This is a genomic window from Prevotella sp. P3-92, from assembly GCF_002251205.1.
Taxonomy (GTDB): Bacteria; Bacteroidota; Bacteroidia; order Bacteroidales; family Bacteroidaceae; genus Prevotella.
Genome location: NZ_NPJE01000065.1, coordinates 161747 through 183377, shown reverse-complemented (window position 1 = coordinate 183377; position 21631 = coordinate 161747). Strand labels below are relative to the sequence as shown.

General features: G+C 46.6%; 12 protein-coding genes. 4 read left to right on the top strand and 8 right to left on the bottom strand.

What is annotated here, in order from left to right; all coding sequences use genetic code 11:
* Window positions 1–436 precede the first annotated feature (436 nt).
* The 4 genes from CIK93_RS12385 to hemW form a co-directional block, all read right to left on the bottom strand.
* Window positions 437–2476 (bottom strand): amylo-alpha-1,6-glucosidase, encoded by a 2040-nt coding sequence (locus CIK93_RS12385; RefSeq protein ID WP_094447528.1) that lies wholly within the window; start codon window positions 2474–2476, stop codon window positions 437–439.
* A complete protein-coding gene (locus CIK93_RS12380; protein ID WP_094389635.1) occupies window positions 2460–3821 on the bottom strand; it encodes an MFS transporter in 1362 nt (453 codons plus the stop codon). Before CIK93_RS12380 ends, CIK93_RS12385 begins: the two co-directional genes overlap by 17 nt.
* Before the next feature lie 40 nt (window positions 3822–3861).
* Window positions 3862–7611: a beta-L-arabinofuranosidase domain-containing protein gene (locus CIK93_RS14110; protein ID WP_371327172.1), complete on the bottom strand. Its 3750-nt coding sequence runs from the start codon at window positions 7609–7611 to the stop codon at window positions 3862–3864.
* 66 nt (window positions 7612–7677) lie between these two features.
* Window positions 7678–8781, bottom strand: coding sequence for a radical SAM family heme chaperone HemW (gene hemW, locus CIK93_RS12370; protein ID WP_094389634.1), 1104 nt, complete (start codon window positions 8779–8781; stop codon window positions 7678–7680).
* A 123-nt stretch (window positions 8782–8904) separates the two neighbouring features.
* Between hemW and CIK93_RS12365 the strand changes: the two genes are divergently transcribed.
* Window positions 8905–11064, top strand: a complete 2160-nt coding sequence (locus tag CIK93_RS12365; protein WP_094436371.1) for a translation factor GTPase family protein — start codon at window positions 8905–8907, stop codon at window positions 11062–11064.
* Between the two features lie 231 nt (window positions 11065–11295).
* Here the strand turns inward: CIK93_RS12365 and pgk are convergent, their stop codons facing one another.
* Together pgk and CIK93_RS12355 are read right to left on the bottom strand one after the other, a co-directional pair.
* Window positions 11296–12567 (bottom strand): phosphoglycerate kinase, encoded by a 1272-nt coding sequence (pgk, locus tag CIK93_RS12360; protein WP_094389632.1) that lies wholly within the window; start codon window positions 12565–12567, stop codon window positions 11296–11298.
* 201 nt (window positions 12568–12768) lie between these two features.
* Complete coding sequence (locus CIK93_RS12355) at window positions 12769–14841, bottom strand: TonB-dependent siderophore receptor (RefSeq protein WP_094447527.1); 2073 nt, start codon at window positions 14839–14841, stop codon at window positions 12769–12771.
* Window positions 14842–14923: 82 nt separating this feature from the next.
* Here CIK93_RS12355 and queC point away from each other — a divergent pair, with 82 nt between their 5' ends.
* Window positions 14924–15577: a 7-cyano-7-deazaguanine synthase QueC gene (queC, locus tag CIK93_RS12350; RefSeq protein ID WP_094389630.1), complete on the top strand. Its 654-nt coding sequence runs from the start codon at window positions 14924–14926 to the stop codon at window positions 15575–15577.
* Window positions 15578–15782: 205 nt separating this feature from the next.
* Here the strand turns inward: queC and radA are convergent, their stop codons facing one another.
* Window positions 15783–17162, bottom strand: coding sequence for a DNA repair protein RadA (gene radA, locus CIK93_RS12345; protein WP_094447526.1), 1380 nt, complete (start codon window positions 17160–17162; stop codon window positions 15783–15785).
* Window positions 17163–17235: 73 nt separating this feature from the next.
* Here radA and CIK93_RS12340 point away from each other — a divergent pair, with 73 nt between their 5' ends.
* A complete protein-coding gene (locus CIK93_RS12340) occupies window positions 17236–18156 on the top strand; it encodes an ABC transporter substrate-binding protein (RefSeq protein ID WP_254046801.1) in 921 nt (306 codons plus the stop codon).
* 14 nt (window positions 18157–18170) lie between these two features.
* Window positions 18171–20318 (top strand): M48 family metallopeptidase, encoded by a 2148-nt coding sequence (locus CIK93_RS12335; protein ID WP_094447524.1) that lies wholly within the window; start codon window positions 18171–18173, stop codon window positions 20316–20318.
* A 113-nt stretch (window positions 20319–20431) separates the two neighbouring features.
* Here the strand turns inward: CIK93_RS12335 and CIK93_RS12330 are convergent, their stop codons facing one another.
* Window positions 20432–21622, bottom strand: coding sequence for an acyltransferase family protein (locus tag CIK93_RS12330; protein WP_094389626.1), 1191 nt, complete (start codon window positions 21620–21622; stop codon window positions 20432–20434).
* Window positions 21623–21631 lie beyond the last annotated feature (9 nt).

Genomic DNA, 21631 nt, shown 5'->3' with positions numbered 1-21631 from the left:
TTTGACAAGGGTATTGCCCAACATTTGACAAAAGTATGATCCAACGTCTGACACAAGTATAAGTGATATTTGCCAATAGGTTGCAGAACCTGTGTAACAAGCAGAGACAAAGGCTGTTGGTGCGCTTTAGATGGTGTGTGGGTGAGCAAATCAAATTGATTTGCTGAGGAAAACAAATTGATTTGCTGAGGAAAACAAATTGATTTGCTCAGCAAAATAAATTGATTTGCTGCCCCAAACAATATTGATAGGGTAGTTATGGGGTATGTATAGATTTGCTTTCGCTATCGTTTTTTGCTAATTTTGCAGTCATAATTAACTCATATCATTTAAACACACGAAGATTATGTGAAAACTTAATTTTTGGTAGTCTATAAGTATAAGTCAATCCCACCTTTCGGTATGATGGCCGATGGGTGGGATTGCTTTGCTGTTATCAAACAGATGTGATGGGAATGTGGTAATCCGTATTGGGTTCGATGTCGAAGCATCGGTTGCCAAGGTATAGTCGCCCGCGTCCTTCATCACTTCTGATGCAGACATAATGGCGTTCCATCCGGATATGAATAATGCCATTTGGCGTGGGCACGCGACCCTCCATCCATTCCAAATCAGCCAAGTTGGGGCGTGCTTCCCATGTTGCATAACCCGGTTGGGTGGGTTGTATGCCGAGAAAATAACGCCCTAACAGATAGACTGGCGACGCTCCCCAAGCATGGCACAGACTCTTACCGTATGGGCGGCCATACATCGCCAGATGTTCTGTACCTTGTTCAGAAGGAATGTATTTTTCCCAAAACGAAGTGGCACCTTCTCGAAGCATACCACCCCAGTAGTTGCGTATCTCTTGTAAAACCTGTGTTTGCCTGCCCATCATGCACAGTGCCTCCAGTTCGTAAAAGCGCATATAGGGTGTGGTGATAGGATCTATTTTATTGTTTTCCATCACGCTGTCCACGATATTGCGCTTCGTAGCATCATCTACAATATCGTAGAGAATGGCAAACATATTGGGAAACTTCGTAATCTGATGGTTTATCTCGCCTTCTTCAATGGCATGTTCCCAAGCCTGCCGATCATCGTTCCATAAGAGTTTTCGGGTCTTGCAGATCACATTTTCAGCCAGTTGCTGATAGGGGTCTGCCTGATGGAGTAGGGTAGCACAGGTGTGCATGGTCATCAGAGCCTTGTAGAACAATATCTGTTCGAAAGCCAATACCCCTCGTTTGTGCATGGGGAAATCCACCCAATCTACAAAAATCCAGTCGTCTGCCTTGCCTTCCACCAGTCCATCGCTATTGGTACGCTCTAAAACATAGTCCATGAGCGTGCACATCTTCGGATACATCTCGCTGATGAAAGTGAGGTCGCCCGTATATTGGTAATAGTCGAGAATGGACTTAAACCAATAGAAGGTGTAGTCCATAATGGTATTGATGTGTGCTGTGACAGGGTCTTTCCCCCGTAGCTGACGTATGGTGCGCTTCACACATTCAGTGTCGAAACGCAGATAATAGTTCATCAGATAAGACTGTATGGCATCGCCCGACCATGTCCATCGGTCGCGTTTGATACCATCCAAGAAAAATTCTCGTGTGGTGAGATCCATCGTGTAAGCGCCCACTTCCCATATCTTGTTGAGCAGTTTGTCGGAACAAGCGAATGTACCGCTGTGGCTTTCGTCGTACGGCGCATATTCATAGTCCATCGATAAACTGTCGTAATGACTATTGTCTGCAGTTTCCACATAGACATAGCGGAAAGCCTTGCTACCCAGTTCTTGACGGGTCGATACAATGTCGAGCGTTTCGCAGTGGTCTTTGTCGAGTGCTTCCTCACGACTCTCACCATAGTATATATGTGCCACACCGACCAGTCCAGACAGACGGACGTAGCCGAAAGTTTCCCGTCCGAAGTCGTAGAGCATGCCTTCGCCAATACTTTCTTGTGCTACAGGTTCTTGTCGTAGTGTAGGCAGACGGTAGGCAGACGGTGGAGTGTCCATGCGGTCAAAGTTCCATTGCGCAGCCGGAACATAGATTCCAGAACCGTGAGCTACTCCGTTTTCATCAATCCATATCTTATCTTCATAGGTAGCCAACCATGATGAATTGCTGTGTATGGTCATACCTTTGATGAAGAGTGCGGGTGGGGTAGATTGATTCCACACCTTGAAATTCAGTCGGTGGGCTCCTGCCGGAATCAGAAATTCATCAGGCATGCCAAACTGCAATTTGCCATCGAGCATGAAGTTGAACAGTCCTTCGGCCTTGATGTGGATGGTTTCTGCCTCTGCCAACTCTACAGTAGTGGAAAACTCTACCGTGGGCCAATGGGAATCCTGCTTCCAGAACGGAGGAAACATAGCCCCCCGTTCTGTTCGCCGGTTATTGAATTGATTGCCGAGCCACACTTCAAAATCACCAGGATACCATATCCATGTAGCGTGCGGCATAGGATTAGATGTCATCGCCATAGCGTTCGTGTGTGATTTGTTCAAGTGATTTTCCTCTTGTCTCAGGTGCACCGATAGTACCTATGAGCAGTGAGATGACAAGTAGGGCAACCATGCAGTAGGCAGCTACGGTAAAGCCTTCGCCATGTTCACCATATATATATACGAAGCACAGACCCCATACTGCCGACAGGCTACGAACGATGAAGAACATCACTCCTTGTGCTGCGGCACGGTATTTGGCAGGGAACAATTCTGATGCCCACAACGCATAGAAAGCCTGTGCAGAGAAACCAGCCTGTATGCCCCACAATACGGTATAGATAATCAATCCCCAGATGCTTGTCACCCCTACGGTAATAACCATTCCCCATGCAGCAATAGCAAATATGCCGCCCATGAAGAACAGCCAGCGCTGATTGACACGATCTACAAGCATGGAGAAGATGAAAGTGGTGATGATAATCAACGTCCATTGGCCTACGGTCAATAGGTTGGCATCGGCATTAGACAAGCCACCGGCTGTCTCGAAAATATGGGGTTGGAAGAATCCCATCACCGATGCCACAAGATTCCAAGTGAGATACATGCCAGCAAGGAATGCGATGGTCACTATGTTGACACGGTTGGTCAACAAACTGGCAAATGAGAATGCCGAACCCACTGAAGGTTTCTCTTGTTCGCGTTCCTGTGCGGCTTTCCATTCTGCCGACTCGTCGAGCTGGCGCTGCAAAAGCCATGCTACCAGTGCAACGAGAAACAATGAGGCGAATACGATACGTGAGCTATACACGTTGAGCTCGGCTCCGCTACCCGTTACACCAAACATGGCAGCCAGTTCTTCTACCATATAAAAGCAGATTCCTTCTGTTCCTGCACCTGCTGTGGGTGGCGCCAAAAGGGTTCCAAACAGCAGGATAAAAGTAGGACCTACACCCCATGCCATCTGTGAAATGCCGATGTTGCGACCTCTGTTGCCTATCTCGCTACTCTCTGAGATATAGGTCCATGAGGCTGGCACTCCCACACCTACGCTGACACCGGTGATGAGAAATCCGGTCAGCAGCATGGGAAAATTGGTGGACAGGAGAATGAGTAACACACCGGTCATATATACCAGCATATTGTAGGTGTATATCACTTTTCTGCCATATTTATCGGCAAGTACACCGCCGATAATGGCACCAATGGCTGCTCCCAGACAGTTGGCACTGATGGCATTGAGCCATCCGAGATGACCTTCGGTCAGTTGCAAATAGTCTTTCCAGAGTGTCAGTCCTGCGGCTCCAGCCACAATGGCTCCCGCATCGAGATAGTTGGTCAGTGATACAGCGATAGTACTCTTTAAACTGTTTTTCTTGTTCATTGTTTCGAAGTGTTATAAGTGTTTGTTATTGGATTTACTATTAGTTTTTGGCACGTCCTGCAGACAGTTTGATGGATTCGCTTACTGATGGACCGTTGTTCTCCCATGTGTTGCCCGGTCCACAGGCATTCTTCAGATATTTCTCTTCTGGTGTCCAGTTGTTGCGCAGGGTGATATGGCTTGATCCTTCATCGGTATAGAGATAGAACCAGTGGGCAGGGTCGTGTACGTAGGAAGGGCGTGCAATGTCGCGCACTACATTCTCTTCAATGATAGTGCCTGGTTGGTTGCCCAGGGTATAGATGCCTGCACAGTCGTACATGTGTTGGGCATAATTATAGATGAGATTGCCTTTCACTCGGTTGTTGCCCATGCAGGTGCGGTTGCGATTCCATCCCCATCCCAGCGAGATACCGGTGTATGAGATGTCGTGGATGGTGTTGTGTTCGATATTCATTCCGTTGACATATCCGGCGGCAATAGCCACACAGCCCCAGTCTTCATTGGTCACATCATAGAATTCTGACTGCGCTACCGTTTGCATGCTACATACTTCTCGTTGGTCCATTGGCTTGTAGGGCCGGTGGGTCTCCAGTCCTTCAGGTGAGAACGAACCGCAGACCAAACCGTTCATGGCAATATCGGTAAATACACATTGACTGACACGACCGCCCTGACAGCCGATTTGATAGTCGAGACCAGAACCTCCCAGATGCTCAAAGCGGCAGTCGCTAAAACTAATATCATCGCCGTGATAGATTTCTACAGCAGCGGCTGCACGTCCCAACCATCCTTGGTTGTCGAGCTTGTGGTTGTTGGGACGGTCAATCTGCGGTCGCAGTTTGTAGGCTTCAGTCAGATACATTCCTGCCTGCAAGGGCACATGACCTTGTGTTGACGGACGCAACCATGTGGTATGTGAGAAGTTGATACCCTGGATTGTGATGTTTTCCACTGGATGTTCGGCAGTGCCAACCACACGAAACAATGTTTCCAAAAGGGGAATGGTGGCTTTCAGTGACGAGGCTGTCTCGCCCTGTCGGGGCATGTAGTAGAGTTTGTGGGTCTGTATGTCGTGATACCATTCACCGGGCTGGTCAATGAGTTCTTTGGCATTGGTCAGATAGAAAGGCGATGGATGTTTGGTGTCGGGTGTCATGGGCGAAGGCCAGGGGTGCTCAAACTGCAAGCGTGCTTCGGGTTGGTGAAAGGTGATTGCTGCAGAATCGCCCTCATAGCGTATGGATTTGATGCGGAGATTTGAGGTGCACCACATTTCATGAAGCACCATTTCTGCATGTGACGCCTTGGCTATGCGTTGTGCTGCCTGTCGCGGAATCCACAACTCTTGACGTTTCTTGTCGTAGGTCATGATGCGGTTCATCTGCTCAAAGTCTGCCACATCGCGTGCACGAACAGCTTTCTTGCCGTTGGTCCACAACTGTCGGAAATCGATGGGGCGACCGTTCACTTCGGGAACATCTGCCACAAGTAGTTTCCCTTCCCGTTTCCATACGGACAGGTTGAGACCTCCACTGATGGTAGCTCCTTTTCCAGTGATGGTCAGATGGCTGTCTTCTGGTCGCAGGGTGATGGGTTGGTCAATATAATAGGTGGCACTATCAGCCAACTGCAGTGTGACATTGGAGGCTTGTCCCAACCGATGCATCTCTCTGGCTTGTCTGATGGCATCTGTCAACGACTCGTTTTGGCCTACTGCGATATGGGCTGTTTGTTGGCGGTTGACAGGTGCTGTACGGTCCAGCGGCAACCAGATACTCATATCTGTTTTGCCTCTGTTGTCCCATGCATAATATGGAATCAGACGGATCTTGGCAGTCTTTGTGTCTGGTTGTGTGATTTCTCGGTAAAGGGTTTTGTTGTTCCATGCTTCGCCTTGGCGCAACAAAGCCTCTCCTTCCAAGGCTGTCACTTCATGACCGTCGATGGTCATCTTGACGGGAGTCAGTAGGATGTCAGCGGGAATGATGATGTCGTTGATGTGATGTCCACCCTCAATATCGTTGCTTTCCAAACAATATACCAATGGACCATACATGATGGCTACTTGGTTTTTATTTTCTTCAACCAACGGATTGCTTTCCATCAAGCGTGGGCGCAATGGAATATTGATGCTGACAGTCTGTGATTTCTTTTGGTCTATAGCTACCGCCGTGTAGCTGTTGGCTGTAGCCTGTTGACCGTTTATCGTGGCAGACTTTGCCCATGACGGCATGCGTACCATCAATGTGTGGATGCCTTTAGCCTGATGGATATGGAGGTCTATCTGTCCGTTGTAGGGATAAGCTGTATGCTGTTCGATGTCGATACGGTCGGTTTTCAGACGATTTTCGCCAAAGAGATTGACATAAAGTGTATCGCCTTTTACAGCATAAGCATATTCCTGAGCTTCGCATAGTGTGCGCAGGGTGTTGGGCGGACAACAGAAACATGATATGTATTCCTGTCGCTCTTTGGGCCAGCGCATGGTGTAGGGGAATGAGGCGGTGCGACGCAGTGCTTCGGTATAGAAGAAACGCTTGCCGTCGAGCGATATGCCACTGAGAATACCATTGTAGAGCTCGTTCTCCACATTATCTATATATTTGGCATCGGCAGTGCTTTCAAACATACGCCAAGAGAAAAGCAGTTGTCCAATCTGGGCACATATTTCGTTGTGGGCAGCCTCATTGGGCAGCTGAAACTGACGACCATAAGCCTGGTGTATCTGTTGGATGCTGGGCTGATCGTAGGTTGTGCCATCGGGCGATACTCCATCGTAGAGCGCTCCGCATCCTCCCATGATATAGATTTTATGCTGGATAATGTCATCCCAGATCGCTGTCAGGTTCTTCATCAACTGTGCCTCTCCGGTCTCGGCATAGAGGTCTGCCACACCTGCATAGAGATAATTGGCACGTACGGCATGTCCCATGGCTTCATATTGTTGACGGAAAGGTATGCGATCTTGGTTGTGGTCTTCTCCGTTTTTTACCGAATCGCGTATGGCAATAAGCCCTTTGGCGAGTTGCAGATACTTTGGATTGCCAGTGGCACGATACATTTCTGCGGCACCCATATAGTGTGACGGACAGATGGCGTTGCGCGATAGTTCGGCGGCATCGTTGGTAAGAAAGTCGTAAAGGAAGTCGGCTGCTTTCTGTGCGCAGTTGAAAAGTGTCTTCTTTCCCGTTGCTCTCCAGTGTATGATACCTGCTGTCATCAGATGTCCAAGGTTGTAGGTTTCGAAATTCAGCCTTGAGGCAAAGGCCTTTTTATGGTCGTTGCCTATTTCAATGCCGATATTGGTATGGTCGCCAGCATGTGAGTCGATGCCGGCATTACGTTCTGAGATAACTACTGGTGTGTGGATGTAGCCATCGTTGCGCTGTGCCAAAGCTACCTGTTGGATAAACTGATCCATCAGTTCGTCGAGCTTTTTATCCTTGGTCACAGCATAGACAGCAGCGCAAGCTTCCAGCCATTTATACATGTCGCCATCGTGGAATGGCGGTCCATGGTGTACTCCTTTGACGGTTCCTGCTGCCACTTCAAAATTTCGAAAGCCGTGAGAAAGATCGGGGTTGTTCCAAGTGTTCCACATGTTCCAAATACCGGTTGATGCAAAAACATTGAAACGGTCTCCCCAAAAACCTCCTGTCCATCGGGTAGCACCAATAGGCAAATTATGGGCATGGGTTTGCTGGCTGTTGCGTGTGTCGGTCAGTCCTTGTGCCTGTATGGTCATGGTGCATCCTGTCAAGAGGAATGCACAAAGCGTTTTCTTCATATACTTGTTTTTTGTCAGTCTTAATATCTATTTTATATTTAAGACGGACAAAGGCTTGTTTTGTCGTCAGACAAACATCAAAGAACTCATCACTAAGTCGCTTACGAACAGTCCGCGACGGGTAAGATGCAGGTGATGGTCGGTAAGCTCCAGCAGGCCATCGCTTAAAAACGGTTGTGCTTCTTGGAGACAATATTGACGATGTTGCGGTGTGAGGATGTTAAGATCGAGTCCTTCGCAGGTGCGAAGGGCTACGGTGATGCGGTCGTTGTAACGGGTATCTCCGTCGATGGACTCACTCTCAACAGGCAAATACCCATTCTCTATACTATCGATGTATTGTCGGATATCTGCCACATTCCATAGACGTTCATAAAGATTGAAGGAGTGGGCGGCGGCTCCTAATCCAATGTATGGCTTTTCTTGCCAGTAACTGCTGTTGTGGCGCGACCGACGTGTGGGTTTTGCGAAATTGCTAATCTCGTAGTGCTCAAAACCTGTTGCGGTCAGACGGTCTATAAGACGCTCGTACATCTGTCTCGACAGTTCCTCATCAATTTCTTCCACTTCACCGCGTTGCATCATGCGATAGAGTGGAGTACCTTCCTCATAGGTCAGGGCATAGGCCGATAAGTGTTCCACATTGAGTGCAATGGCTTGGTTGATGTCATCGTCCCATTCTGGTAAAGTCTGCTTGGGGAAACCGTATATCAAGTCGATACTGATATTGTCAATACCCCCTTGCCGTAGTAGTTTGACCGCTGTACTTACTTGACTGGCTTTATGGCGACGGTGAAGAAACTGCAATCTATGGTCGTCGAAGGTCTGTACACCCATACTCACCCGATTGACAGGAAGTGACTTCAGAGCTTCTGCCAATTGTGCTGTCACATCATCAGGATTACATTCGATGGTCACTTCCTCTAACTGGAGGCGATACACCTTTTTTATATATGAGAACAACTGACGTAGTTGTTGGATGCTGAGTTGGCTCGGTGTGCCTCCACCCAAATAGATGGTAGTGATGGTTTCTTCGGTAGGACGAAGTGACATCTCTTTGCATAGCGCATCAACATAGCGCTGCTGCAGGTCAAGACCAACAGTAGAATAGAAACCGCAATAGATACAACGGCTCGCACAAAACGGGATATGCAGATATAAACCAGCCATAATGGGTGCAAAAGTACTAATAAAGTTTAATATTTAAAAGCAAACGCTTGTTTTTCGCAGATAATTTCATAACTTTAGCCTCCGATAACTTAAAACGTAAAAACCTAATAAAACTATAGTCCTATGAAAGTTTATCAGACTAACGAAATTAAGAACATTGCACTGCTCGGCAGTGCGGGTAGCGGCAAGACCACCCTTGCCGAGAGTATGCTTTTCGAAGCCGGTATTATCAAACGCCGCGGAACGGTAGAACAAAAGAATACCGTTAGCGACTATTTCCCTGTTGAACAGGAGTATGGTTACTCGGTGTTTTCAACCGTCTTCCATGTGGAGTGGAATAACAAAAAGCTGAACATTATCGATTGTCCAGGTTCTGACGACTTCGTCGGAGGTGCTATTACCGCCCTCAACGTTACCGATCAGGCTGTGATTCTCATCAACGGACAGTATGGTCCAGAGGTTGGCACACAGAATGCCTTCCGTTATACAGACAAATTAAACAAGCCTGTTATCTTCCTCATTAACCAGTTGGACCGCGAACATTGCGACTTCGATTCGCTTTTGGCCAATATGAAGGAGATTTATGGCGACAAGTGTGTGCCTGTGCAATATCCTATTGCCACTGGTCCTGGCTTCAATGCAGTAATTGACGTGCTGCTGATGAAGAAATACTCATGGAATCCCGAAGGTGGTGCACCAACCATTGAAGACATCCCTGCAGAGGAGATGGATAAAGCAAAGGAAATGCATGCTGCCTTGGTAGAGGCTGCCGCTGCCAACGATGATACACTGATGGAGAAATTCTTCGAGAGTGAATCACTGACAGAAGATGAAATGCGTGAAGGTATCCGCAAGGGACTTGTTACTCGCAGCATCTTCCCTGTGTTCTGCGTTTGTGCAGGCAAGGATATGGGTGTACGCCGCTTGATGGAATTCTTGGGCAATGTAGTACCTTTTGTTAGCGAAATGCCTAAACTGCACAATACACGTGGTGAGGAAATTTCTCCAGATACCGCAGGTCCTACTTCTATCTATTTCTTCAAGACTGGTATGGAACCGCATATTGGTGAGGTGTCTTATTTCAAGGTAATGAGCGGAACACTTAAGGCTGGTGCAGATTTGCAGAATGCTGATCGTGGCTCGAAGGAGCGCATTGCTCAGATATATGCTTGTGCAGGAGCCAACCGTATTGCTGTTGATGAAATGCACGCTGGTGATATTGGTTGTACCGTCAAACTGAAGGACGTGAAGACTGGTAACACACTCAACGACAAGGATACCGACAATCGTTTTGATTTTATCAAATATCCAAATCCTAAATATTCACGTGCAGTTAAAGCCATTAACGAGGCAGAAACCGAAAAGATGATGGCAGCCCTGACTAAGATGCGTCAAGAAGATCCTACATGGGTGGTTGAGCAGTCAAAGGAATTGCGTCAGATTATCGTTCGTGGACAGGGTGAATTCCACCTACGTACACTGAAATGGCGTATGGAAAACAACGAGAAGATCAAGATTGAGTATATTGAACCGAAGATTCCGTATCGTGAAACTATTACTAAGGCTGCACGTGCCGACTATCGTCATAAGAAACAGTCGGGTGGTGCCGGACAGTTTGGTGAGGTTCACATGATCGTAGAGCCTTATGCCGACGGTATGCCTGCTCCTACAGTATTCAAATTTGGCGGTCAGGAATATCGTATCAACGTCAAAAACCAGGAAGTTGTTGACTTGGAGTGGGGCGGTAAGCTCGTATTCATCAACTCTGTAGTAGGTGGTGCTATCGATGCTCGTTTCATGCCTGCAATTCTCAAAGGAGTAATGGAGCGTATGGAGCGTGGACCGCTGACAGGATCTTATGCTCGTGATGTACGTGTTATTGTCTATGACGGAAAGATGCACCCAGTAGATTCTAACGAACTCTCATTTATGCTCGCAGCTCGCAATGCTTTCTCGGCTGCGTTCCGTGAGGCAGGACCAAAAGTTCTTGAGCCTATCTATGACCTCGAGGTATATGTACCAGCTGACTATATGGGTGATGTCATGAGTGACCTGCAAGGCCGTCGTGCACTTATTATGGGTATGGACAGCGAAGCTGGTTATCAGAAACTTTCTGCTAAGATTCCTTTGAAGGAGCTGAGTAACTACTCTATAGCTCTCAGTTCTATCACTGGCGGTCGTGCTTCGTTCACCACTAAGTTTGCGTCATATGAGCTTGTTCCGAACGAAATTCAGCAGCAGCTTATCCAACAGCATGAGGCTGAAACTAAGGAAGAAGAATAATATTATAACGGATATAATAAGTTTTTTATAAGAACAATTAATCAGCGGATACTGCTCTTGAATGGGAGTAAGTCCGCTGTTTTTCTTTGTTAGATAACGTAAACAAGTATTTACTTCGTTATTATCCGATAATGGTAAAAATACTTATTGTATAGATTGAATCTGATGAATACACAAAAGAAAATGGCTGAACCAAAGTCCAGCCATTTTGATATGATGTTGTTCGACGGATTACTCGCCCTGAATAGCTGCAACACCAGGAAGAACCTTACCCTCGATAGCTTCGAGCAATGCACCACCACCAGTAGAAATGTAAGATACCTTGTCGGTGAGACCGAACTTGGTGCAGCATGCAACAGAGTCACCTCCACCAATGAGAGAGAATGCACCTTCTGCTGTAGCGGCAGCAATGGCATCACCAATAGCTTTTGAACCAGCGGTGAACTCATCGCACTCGAATACACCAGCAGGACCATTCCACAGGATGGTCTTAGCACCCTTTATAGCCTCTGCAAATTTCTTCTGTGCCTCTGGACCTGCATCGAGACCTTCCATACCAGCAGGGATAGCATTTGAAGGATATACCTCAATTTTAGAATTGGGCTTAATGGTCATGGTAGCAAAGTCGAGGTTGTCGCAGCAAACAGCATCTGGAGCCATTACCAACTCTACACCCTTCTCAGCAGCAAGCTTCTCTACGTTGAGCGCTACATCGAGCTTATCCATCTCAACGATAGACTGACCGATCTCGCCACCATGTGCCTTAGCGAAGGTATAGGTCATACCACCACAGAGGATGAGCTTATCGGCTTTGCCGAGCAGATTCTCGATGATACCGATTTTTGAAGATACTTTTGAACCACCCATGATGGCTACGAATGGGCGCTTGATGTTGCCGAGAACGGCATCTACAGCAGCTACTTCCTTCTCCATGAGCAGACCGAGCATCTTGTTGTCGGCATCGAAATAGTCAGCGATAACAGCGGTAGAGGCATGCTTGCGGTGTGCAGTACCGAAAGCGTCCATAACATAGCAGTCAGCGTATGATGCCAAAGTCTTGGCAAATTCTTTCTGACTGGCCTTCATAGCTTTCTTAGCCTCTTCGTATGCGGGATCCTCCTTGTCGATGCCTACGGGTTTGCCTTCCTCTTCAGGATAGTATCGCAGGTTTTCGAGCAGGAGCACTTCGCCGGGCTTCAGTGCGGCAGCAGCCTCCTGAGCCTTTGCACAGTCGGGAGCAAACTTTACTTCGGGTACACCGAGTGCTGCAGCAACGGCGTCTTTAATCTGACCCAGTGAAAGTTCGGGCTTTACTTTTCCTTTGGGTTTGCCCATGTGTGACATGATGATGAGTGCACCACCTTCGTCGAGGATGAGCTTCAGTGTAGGAACAGCACCGCGAATACGAGTGTCGTCTGTGATCTTACCCTCTTTGAGGGGTACATTGAAATCTACACGGACAATAGCCTTTTTACCGGCAAAGTTGTAATCTTTGATTTTCATAATGCTTTATAATATTGTTAGTTGAATTTAATGTTTCCATTTAATCGCACGCAAAGTTACGAAAAAGATTAAACATTGCGGTTGTTTCGATAGATAATTTTAAGTTTTTTAGACGATTTACTGATATAATGTAAGGCGGAGTTGACAAAATGTAGTCAACTCCGCCTTTTTGCTATATTTTATAAGGATGTTTGTTGTTTCTTATAGATTGATGTGCAGACGTGCTCCTACCACAATCCATGCACTGGGTTGCTCTACATTGCCGTAATCGACATAGTTACGCGAAAAGATGTTGTTGGCTTGGGCATAGATGCTGTAAGTGGGTTGACTCCAAGTCAGTCTTGCATCAACGAGGTCGTAGGTATGGTAGGGCTTGGTGACGCCATCTACCGTGAGATATGTGCCTGTACGTTTCTGCATTCTGTAGTTGACAAGGAAACTCCAATGGTCGATAGGAGTCAGTTGAAGTGTTCCTACCAGTTTGTGGCGCAGATATTCCAGTTTTGACTGGCTCTCCAACTGATGTTCGTCGGCCTTGTCTTGGTCGTTGTAGCTATAGGCTACCGACAGATAGGACTGTGGCAGACGGAATAGATGTTCCAAATCGAGTCGAGCAGAAATTTCCGTTCCGATGGTGTTGACCTTGGTGAAGTTGACACTCTGCCATATTGGTTCTTCGGCTGTGGGGTCAAGCACCCAGTCGATGAGGTTACGGCTGTGGTGGTGATATATGCTGGCTTGAACCAAAAGTGCTGCAGAATAGAACTTGACACCGCCTTCTAAGGCACGCAGTTCTTCGGGTTTGAGATACTTGTCTGCCTTGTGACCGCCTACACTATAATAGAGTTCGGTGAATGAAGGCATACGTAGCGATGAGTTGTAGCTGGCATAGATTTTCCAGTGATCACCCAAGCGCATGCTGGCATCGACACCGGGATACAGTGTGAACGGCATTTCGTTCCAAGTGTTTTTGAATGCAATGAATCCTGCTGACAACGTGAATTGTCGCAGCAAGATATTATGCTCTAAGTGGAAACTGAGGTTTGAACGATTGAGTCCATATTTGTAGTCACGCTCTGTACCGTGGATGTGTATGGGTGTATTGAGTGGTTCGCCAAGATTACCACTGATGATGTCTTCATTACGGAATTCTGCACCGAAAGCAGTACGACCAAGTGGTGAATCAAACCAGCTGTTGAGACTTAGTCCGAACACATCGGTTCTGTGATAGTTGTAGGGCACAGCTTCTTCCGAACCGCGAATCAGTTCGAAGCGGTCTTGGCTACGGTTCCAATATACCGAGGGACGGAAATTGAGAGCGCCACAACGTGTTTCTCCTTGCAGTGCAGTGAAGAATTTGGTGGTACGCTCATACTGGTTATCGAACTTGGCGCTGTAGAATGTGTTGCTGCCAAAACCTTTGGAACTCAACCCTGCGTGCCAGTTGAGGTTCAATAGATTGCTGTCGTACCGTCCTTGATAGAACACTTTTCCTCCTTGATAGTCGCTATTCAGACTTCCAGCTTTAGAGCGACTATAGCCATCTGAACGTGTCATGCTGGCCGACAGACTCGAAGTGAGTGGCGAATTATCGGGGCGTAACACCAAACGACCACCGGCGGTGAGATAACCAAACGAACCACCTTCGGCATGTACATCGGCACACGATTGTTTCTCGCGCTTTGTCACGATGTTGATGGCACCTGCCAGAGATGACGTGCCATAGACACGGCCGGCAGGACCCTCAAGCACTTCAATGTGCTCAATCTCGCTGATATCTACAGGAAAATCGAATGCGTTGTGGCCAGTCTGTGGGTCACAGATGTTGATACCATTGAGCAGGATGGCAATTTGCTCCTGCGTTCCGCCACGAATACCAATGTCGGTCTGCGCACCAATAGGTCCGCGTTGACGCACATCGACACCGACGGCATACTTCAACAAGTCGTTAATACTTTGTACTGGCGCCGCTTGAATTTCGTCGCGACTCAGTACAGTAACCATTCTCGCAGCTTGCCCGTTGGCAAGTGGAGCGCGTGAGCCAGTCACCTCAACATCGTCGAGCTGAGCCTCTTTGGTGGTTGGGATAGAGTCGGTGGTTGCAGTATCGGATTCTTTTGCTGAAACTTCAGCAGCACTTGCAGATTGCAAGGTCGCTACGCTCAGTATACCGATGGTAACCACACGTCCAACACAGGCAAAGAGTGCATATCCCTTCCGTGAAAAATGACGGAAGCGGATGGCCTTGCACTGATTGTAATTTGGTTTGTACATTGTGTGAAAAAAAATAAAACGGCGCAAAGGTACTATTTTTTTTTGTATTTTTGCACCCAAATTGTGTAAAACAGATAAAGGAATGAAAGATTCAGTATTGATTTTGAGTGGCGGTATGGATAGCGTCACCTTATTATATGATGAGCACGAACGCATAGCGCTTGCCATCTCATTTGACTATGGTAGTAACCACAACGGCAAGGAGATTCCGTTTGCCCAACTGCATTGTAAACGCTTGGGCATACCCCATGTAATCATTCCCCTCGACTTTATGGGGAAGTATTTCAAGAGTTCTTTGTTGGAAGGTGCCGATGCTATTCCTGAAGGTCATTATGATGATGACAATATGAAATCGACAGTAGTGCCGTTTCGCAACGGTATCATGCTTTCCATTGCCGTTGGTGTGGCAGAAAGTCACTCGTTGGCTTATGTCATGATGGCTAATCATGGCGGTGACCATACTATCTATCCCGATTGTCGTCCAGAATTTGTTGAGGCTTTCGATGCAGCTGCTAAGGCAGGAACATTTGTTGGCGTAAGGCTGCGTTCGCCTTATACCAACATGACCAAAGCGGATATTGCCCGACGTGGAAAAGAACTCGGCATAGATTATTCAGAAACGTGGAGTTGCTATAAGGGTACTGAGCACCATTGTGGAAAATGTGGTACTTGTGTGGAGCGTCGCGAAGCATTAGCAGAGGCTGGTATTGAGGATACTACCGTTTATGATGACTGATATGATGTGGAAATGTCCATGCGATAGTGATATAGAGATATTCAACTGTTGAATCTATTGTGATTCTATTAGGCGAAGATACAAATAATTCGATTTTTTAAAATATTCGACCACTCGATCAAAAATGTAAGTGTTTGCTATATAGGTGAATATGCTTTTTGTATGGCCGTGTAGTCGAAATTTTTCTAAAACTCAAATTTCTGTATTATCCAAACAAGGCTCTTAATGCCTCTTCTACTTTGCGCACCGGGACAAGGTCTATGTGGAATTTCTTTTGATTCAGTCCACTGAGGTTGTAGCGGGGGATGATGATATGTTGGAATCCCAACTTTTCAGCCTCGGAAATGCGTTGTTCGATGCGAGCCACTGGGCGCACTTCGCCACTAAGACCTACCTCGCCTGCCATACACCAACCTTCTTCTATTGGTGTATCGACATTGCTACTCAGTACAGCGGCAATGACTGATAGGTCCATAGCCATGTCGGTGACGCGAAGACCACCGGCGATATTCAGGAAAACGTCTTTTTGCATTAGTTTAAAGCCTACGCGTTTCTCTAAAACAGCCAATAGCATGTTCAGACGACGCTGGTCGAAACCAGTGGCAGAGCGCTGTGGCGTGCCGTATGCAGCCGATGAAACCAGAGCCTGTGTTTCAACCAAAAATGGGCGAACACCCTCGATGGCGGATGAAATGGCAACACCCGAAAGACCGTCGTGGTCTTCGGTGAGCAACAGTTCGGAAGGGTTTTCCACCTGGCGCAAACCAGATTGTTGCATCTCGTAGATACCCAGTTCGCTGGTGCTGCCAAAGCGATTTTTTATGCTGCGAAGAATGCGATACATATAATGTTGGTCACCCTCAAACTGCACCACTGTATCTACAATGTGTTCGAGAATCTTCGGTCCAGCCAGTGTGCCCTCTTTAGTGATATGGCCAATAAGAATGACAGGCACACCGCTGGTCTTTGCAAAACGAAGTAGCGATGAGGCACATTCACGAACTTGCGATATGCTACCAGCAGAACTCTCCACATCTTCGGTGGAAATAGTCTGTATGGAGTCTATAATGACCACTTCGGGTTGTACATCACGAATATGTTCAAAGATAGCCTCCAAGGAGTTCTCGCATAGTATCAGGAAATTGTCGCTCTCTTCATGTGGAATACGTTCAGCACGCATTTTCAACTGGTGAGCACTCTCTTCACCACTGACATAGAGCACACGGCGATCGGTCAGGTGGAGCATGGTCTGCAAGGATAAGGTAGATTTGCCAATACCCGGTTCGCCACCCAGTAATACAATGCTACCTGGTACAAGACCGCCACCCAGTACACGGTTCAGTTCGTTATCGTGCAGATCGATGCGAGGATCGTCCTTTGCACTAATGTCGCGCAGGGTCAGTGTTTTGCTTTTACGCAACTGATGTCCTACAGACGCAGCAGCCGACGCTGCCTGTTGGCGCGTGTCAGTCACACGGATTTCCTTGAATGTGTTCCACTGTCCACATGATGGGCATTTGCCAATCCACTTTGCCGATTCTTGTCCGCAGTTAGAGCAGACGTATGCTATCTTATCCTTTGCCATAATAGGCACAAAGTTAGTGATTTTTTTTCGGTGTTACAAAATTTATTCGTACTTTTGCATGCAAATGATTAACATGAGAACAATTATACCCGCTTTGGTTCTTGTGCTGCTTGTAGCAGCATGTGGACAATCGTATGAGGAAACGAAGAAACTGACACGCAAACAGCGTGTTGAAGCAATGCGCAAAGATTCGGCAGCGCTGAAGATTGCAGTTATGCCCACCATGGACTGTCTGCCTCTCTTTGTAGCCCAACACCACCAATTATATGATACGCTGAACGGCGGTGTCAGATTGAAATACTTTATGGCGCAGATGGATTGTGATACAGCCATTGAGCGTGGAAGAGTGGAAGGTGTAATGACCGATTTGATAAGAGCAACCCGTATGACCCGTCAAGGTACGGCATTGAGATATATGGCGACTACTAATGCCTATTGGCAACTTGTAGCCAATCGTCATGCACGTCTCAAACATCTCAAACAGCTGGATGATAAAATGGTGGCAATGACGCGCTATTCTGTTACTGACTGGCTTTGCGACTATGTGGTTGATTCAACTAAAATCAAGTCGGAAAAGCTCTTCCGAGTGCAAATCAACGATGTGGATGTGCGTTTGCAAATGCTTCGCAACAATGAACTCGATGCTTTTTTCATGACCGAACCGCAGGCTACGGCAGCAAGGATTGGCAAAAACAATGTATTGCTTGATACGCGGAAGATAGATGCATGGATGGGTGTACTTGCTTTCAGAGAAGTGGAGATGCGTCGTCCAGAGCGCCATCGTCAGCTTGAACTCTTTATGAAAGCCTATAATGCAGCATGTGACTCTATCAATAAATATGGTGTGAAGCACTATAAACCTCTGATAGTAAAATACTGCAGGACAACCGAGCAGGTAGTTGACTCTCTACCAGAAATGAAATATCGCCATGCTGCTGGTGTCAGAGACAAGGATGTGGCACGTGCGGAGAATTGGTGGAAGAAAAAACATTAACGATAAAAATGCCGATGACCGACAAAACTTCTTTGCTGGGCAGCCATTTGGCAAGGGTAGCCATACCACTTAGATACGGAAGTGTAGGTATGGCCATTGCAGAAATGGAGAATTTGCTGGCAGCGTGGCCACAGGTGCATACTGCCCAAAAACTTGATGCCATTAAGGACGAATATAGTCAACTGTGCACTGATTGGCAGGACAATATGGATGTGCCCGTCTATAAGGAAATCTATCAGAAATTGTTGCAACGTGTCTTTGTGCTTTATGCCAATCTCGCATTGTATGATAAAATTAGCAATACACAAAATCTCGCAGCCATACACGCAGAGGTAAGAAGCCAAAAAGCAAAACTCTCTATTGGGCAAATGCGACAAGAATTGGAATCCTTTGTGGCAGATACCGCCATGCTGTCGCTCGAACAGCCGCATGTCAGAGAACAGAAGAGCCGACAACTCTATGCGGAGCACCAAAATCGTATAAATAATCTTTTCAACTTCTTGTTGACTACCAATTCATGGCCAGCTTCGGTGGGGCAAGATATAGAGGAACTGTTGCTCTCACCTGCAGTTGATACAAACGATCAGCAGATATTGGTATCGGCAATTACGCTATCGTTGCTCATCCAGTTTGATATTGTAAAATTCAAAACCATGATTCGTGTCTATCGCCATGGCACCGACGAGGCTGTGCGGCAAAGAGCACTTGTGGGATGGGTGCTGGGAATGGACGAACAGTGGAATAAGGTATATCCGGAACAGCGCCAAATGATAGAAGAACTCTTGCAGTCAGACACCATATGTCGTGAACTTACCGAACTGCAGATGCAGATGGTCTATTGTATGGGTACGGAGCGCGACGCAACAAAAATACAACAGGAAATAATTCCAGATATACTGAAAAATAAACCGCTACACATCAAACCTGAGGCGCTTGAAGAGGAAGATATCGAAGAGATGATCCATCCGGAAGAGTTTGATGATAAAATGCAGAAGATGGAAGAATCGTTTGGACGCATGGTGGATATGCAGAAACAAGGCTCGGATGTATTCTTCGGTGGTTTCTCACAGATGAAACGTTTCGATTTCTTCCGAGATATGAGCAATTGGTTTGTACCTTTTTTTATAGACCATCCGCAGTTGCAATCCTTCAAAGCGGCATGCGATAAGCATCCATTCCTCCGACAGATAGTGGCAAATGGCGAGTTTTGCAATAGTGACAAATACTCGATGGCATTAGGCTTTGAGAAGTTTGTCCATGCAATGCCTGCCGAAGTGTTGAAAACTATGGACCAGGGAGATGTTCCGCTGGATATGCTCAACCAGGGTATTAAGCCCACTGCTGAACGATTGCGCCGATCATATCTTATGGACCTTTATCGTTTTTTCCGCCTTTATTCCTATCGTAGCGAATATCGCAACCCATTTCATGTAACCGATGACCACGAAATGGGGGAATGTCTCTTTATGGATCGAGAGGTATTTAGAGACACAAAGATAGAGCCGCTTAAGGATGATGTAGTGCAACTGTTGCGCCGACGCAAGATGGCGGAAAGTAGCAGAAGATTGCTCGACAGTTATGCAGAAAGTCATCGCGGATTGCAGTATTATCTGTGGATAGGTGACTACGAGAAGGCTTATGAGTGTGATTCCAATAATGAACGCGCTGAAGCAGGCTATGCCCGACAGTTGTTTGGCAATGCCGACTATGAGAAGGCAGAACAACTCTACGATCGACTGATAGCACAATGCCCAGAGAAAATGGGCTATATGCTCAATAAGTCTGTGTGTCTGTTATATCAGAAGCGATATGAAGAAAGTCTTCAACTACTCTATCGCCTCAATTATGAACACCCCGATGATGCTGCCGTGATGCGCATATTGGCATGGACTCTGGTTTGTGACCATCGGGAGCAACAGGCTGATACTTTCTACCAACGGCTGATAAAGATGGAGATGATGCAAGCAGACGATTATCTGAACCATGGTTATTGTCTTTGGTTGCAACGAAAGGTAAAGGATGCTGTCGATAGTTTTAGAAAGCATCTTTCATTGATAGATAAGAAAATCTATGATGTTGATTATTTCGACCGACAGATGTTAGGCGAAAGAGGTATTGACCCTACGGAGATACAGTTTATGCTCGACCTTGTATTCTCCTAACAACAGATATTCATAAGCTAAGTATATTCGTCCCAAATGTTGTCAGCGTTTCTCCTGACAGCATTTGGGATTATTTTGATTGTGTTATATTATAGGGATTATGGATATACCCGTTATCGGTTGATGTAACCGTCTAATACGGGTTTCAACTTATGGTAACACCAGGTCCATCCTAATGGGATGCCAACTCCTGCGATGGCATAAAGTATCCAGAAATAATCTTCCTTGGCATTGTAGTGGATTACCATGTGACAACCGATTTGTGCGAAATCCAAATCATAGTAGGCAATCTTCAATAGACTTACAACCTTGTAGCTGATGATATGGAATACGAAGATAGGCAGGGTGTGGTCACCGCAATATACAAGAAAACGATGAATACGTCCAGGATGACGGTCAAGCCATCGTGCGATATTATAGGTCATAAGAAAACCACAAAAGGCTGGAATCGGAAGTGATAAAAACTGTGTGTAGGTGGAACGCCAGTTCATGTTGGCAGTGAGATAATGGGAAAACAACCATACTACAACACCAAACACAAGTGTTGACCACCATGTGGCTTTATAATGTCCTTCCCATTGGCGAAACAGAAATCCGCATCCGAAGAAGAACATACCCATCAATTCTCTGTAACCTCCTTGTACCAAAGTGATAATGCGAAGGCCTTCATAGGCTTTCCATCCTGCAAGCAGTAATGCAATCAAGCATACCAAGAGCGTGGTAATGACTGTTCGGTGGTTACAGATTACCAGCCTTATTCTTGAACTCCATGTAGTATTGTCAGTTGTATTGCCCGCTGTATGCTGTTGCAGCGTGCTGTCTGTCCAACCTATAATTCTATTTGAAATCTTATAGCAAACCAAGAAACCGATACTTGCTACAAGCAGACCACGGAAAAACCAGAATGCTCCACACAGAAACTCATCATATCCCCCCATAGCAGTAAAGATAGTCCAAAGGTTTTGTTGTATGCGATGAGGACTATAGGGATGGGTCACTCCACCGGTCCAGTTGCCGTATTGCTCATTGAGAATACCGATGTCAAACATCGTGTTGTGGAGGATAAGGAAGAATACCGACCATGTGACAAAAGGAAGATATAGTCCTTTGAAGCGTTTTTTGACAAAGGTCGCCTCGTCGTTGATGTATCGCACAGAGAAGAAATAGCCGGCTGTTATAAAAAACAGTGGCATGTGGAATTCATAAAGAAACGCTCCTAAAGCATCGGGACAGTCGGCATGTCCGATGACCATCAGTATGATGGCCAATGCTTTGCAAATGGATATGACAGTATTATGTGGCATAGAAATGGA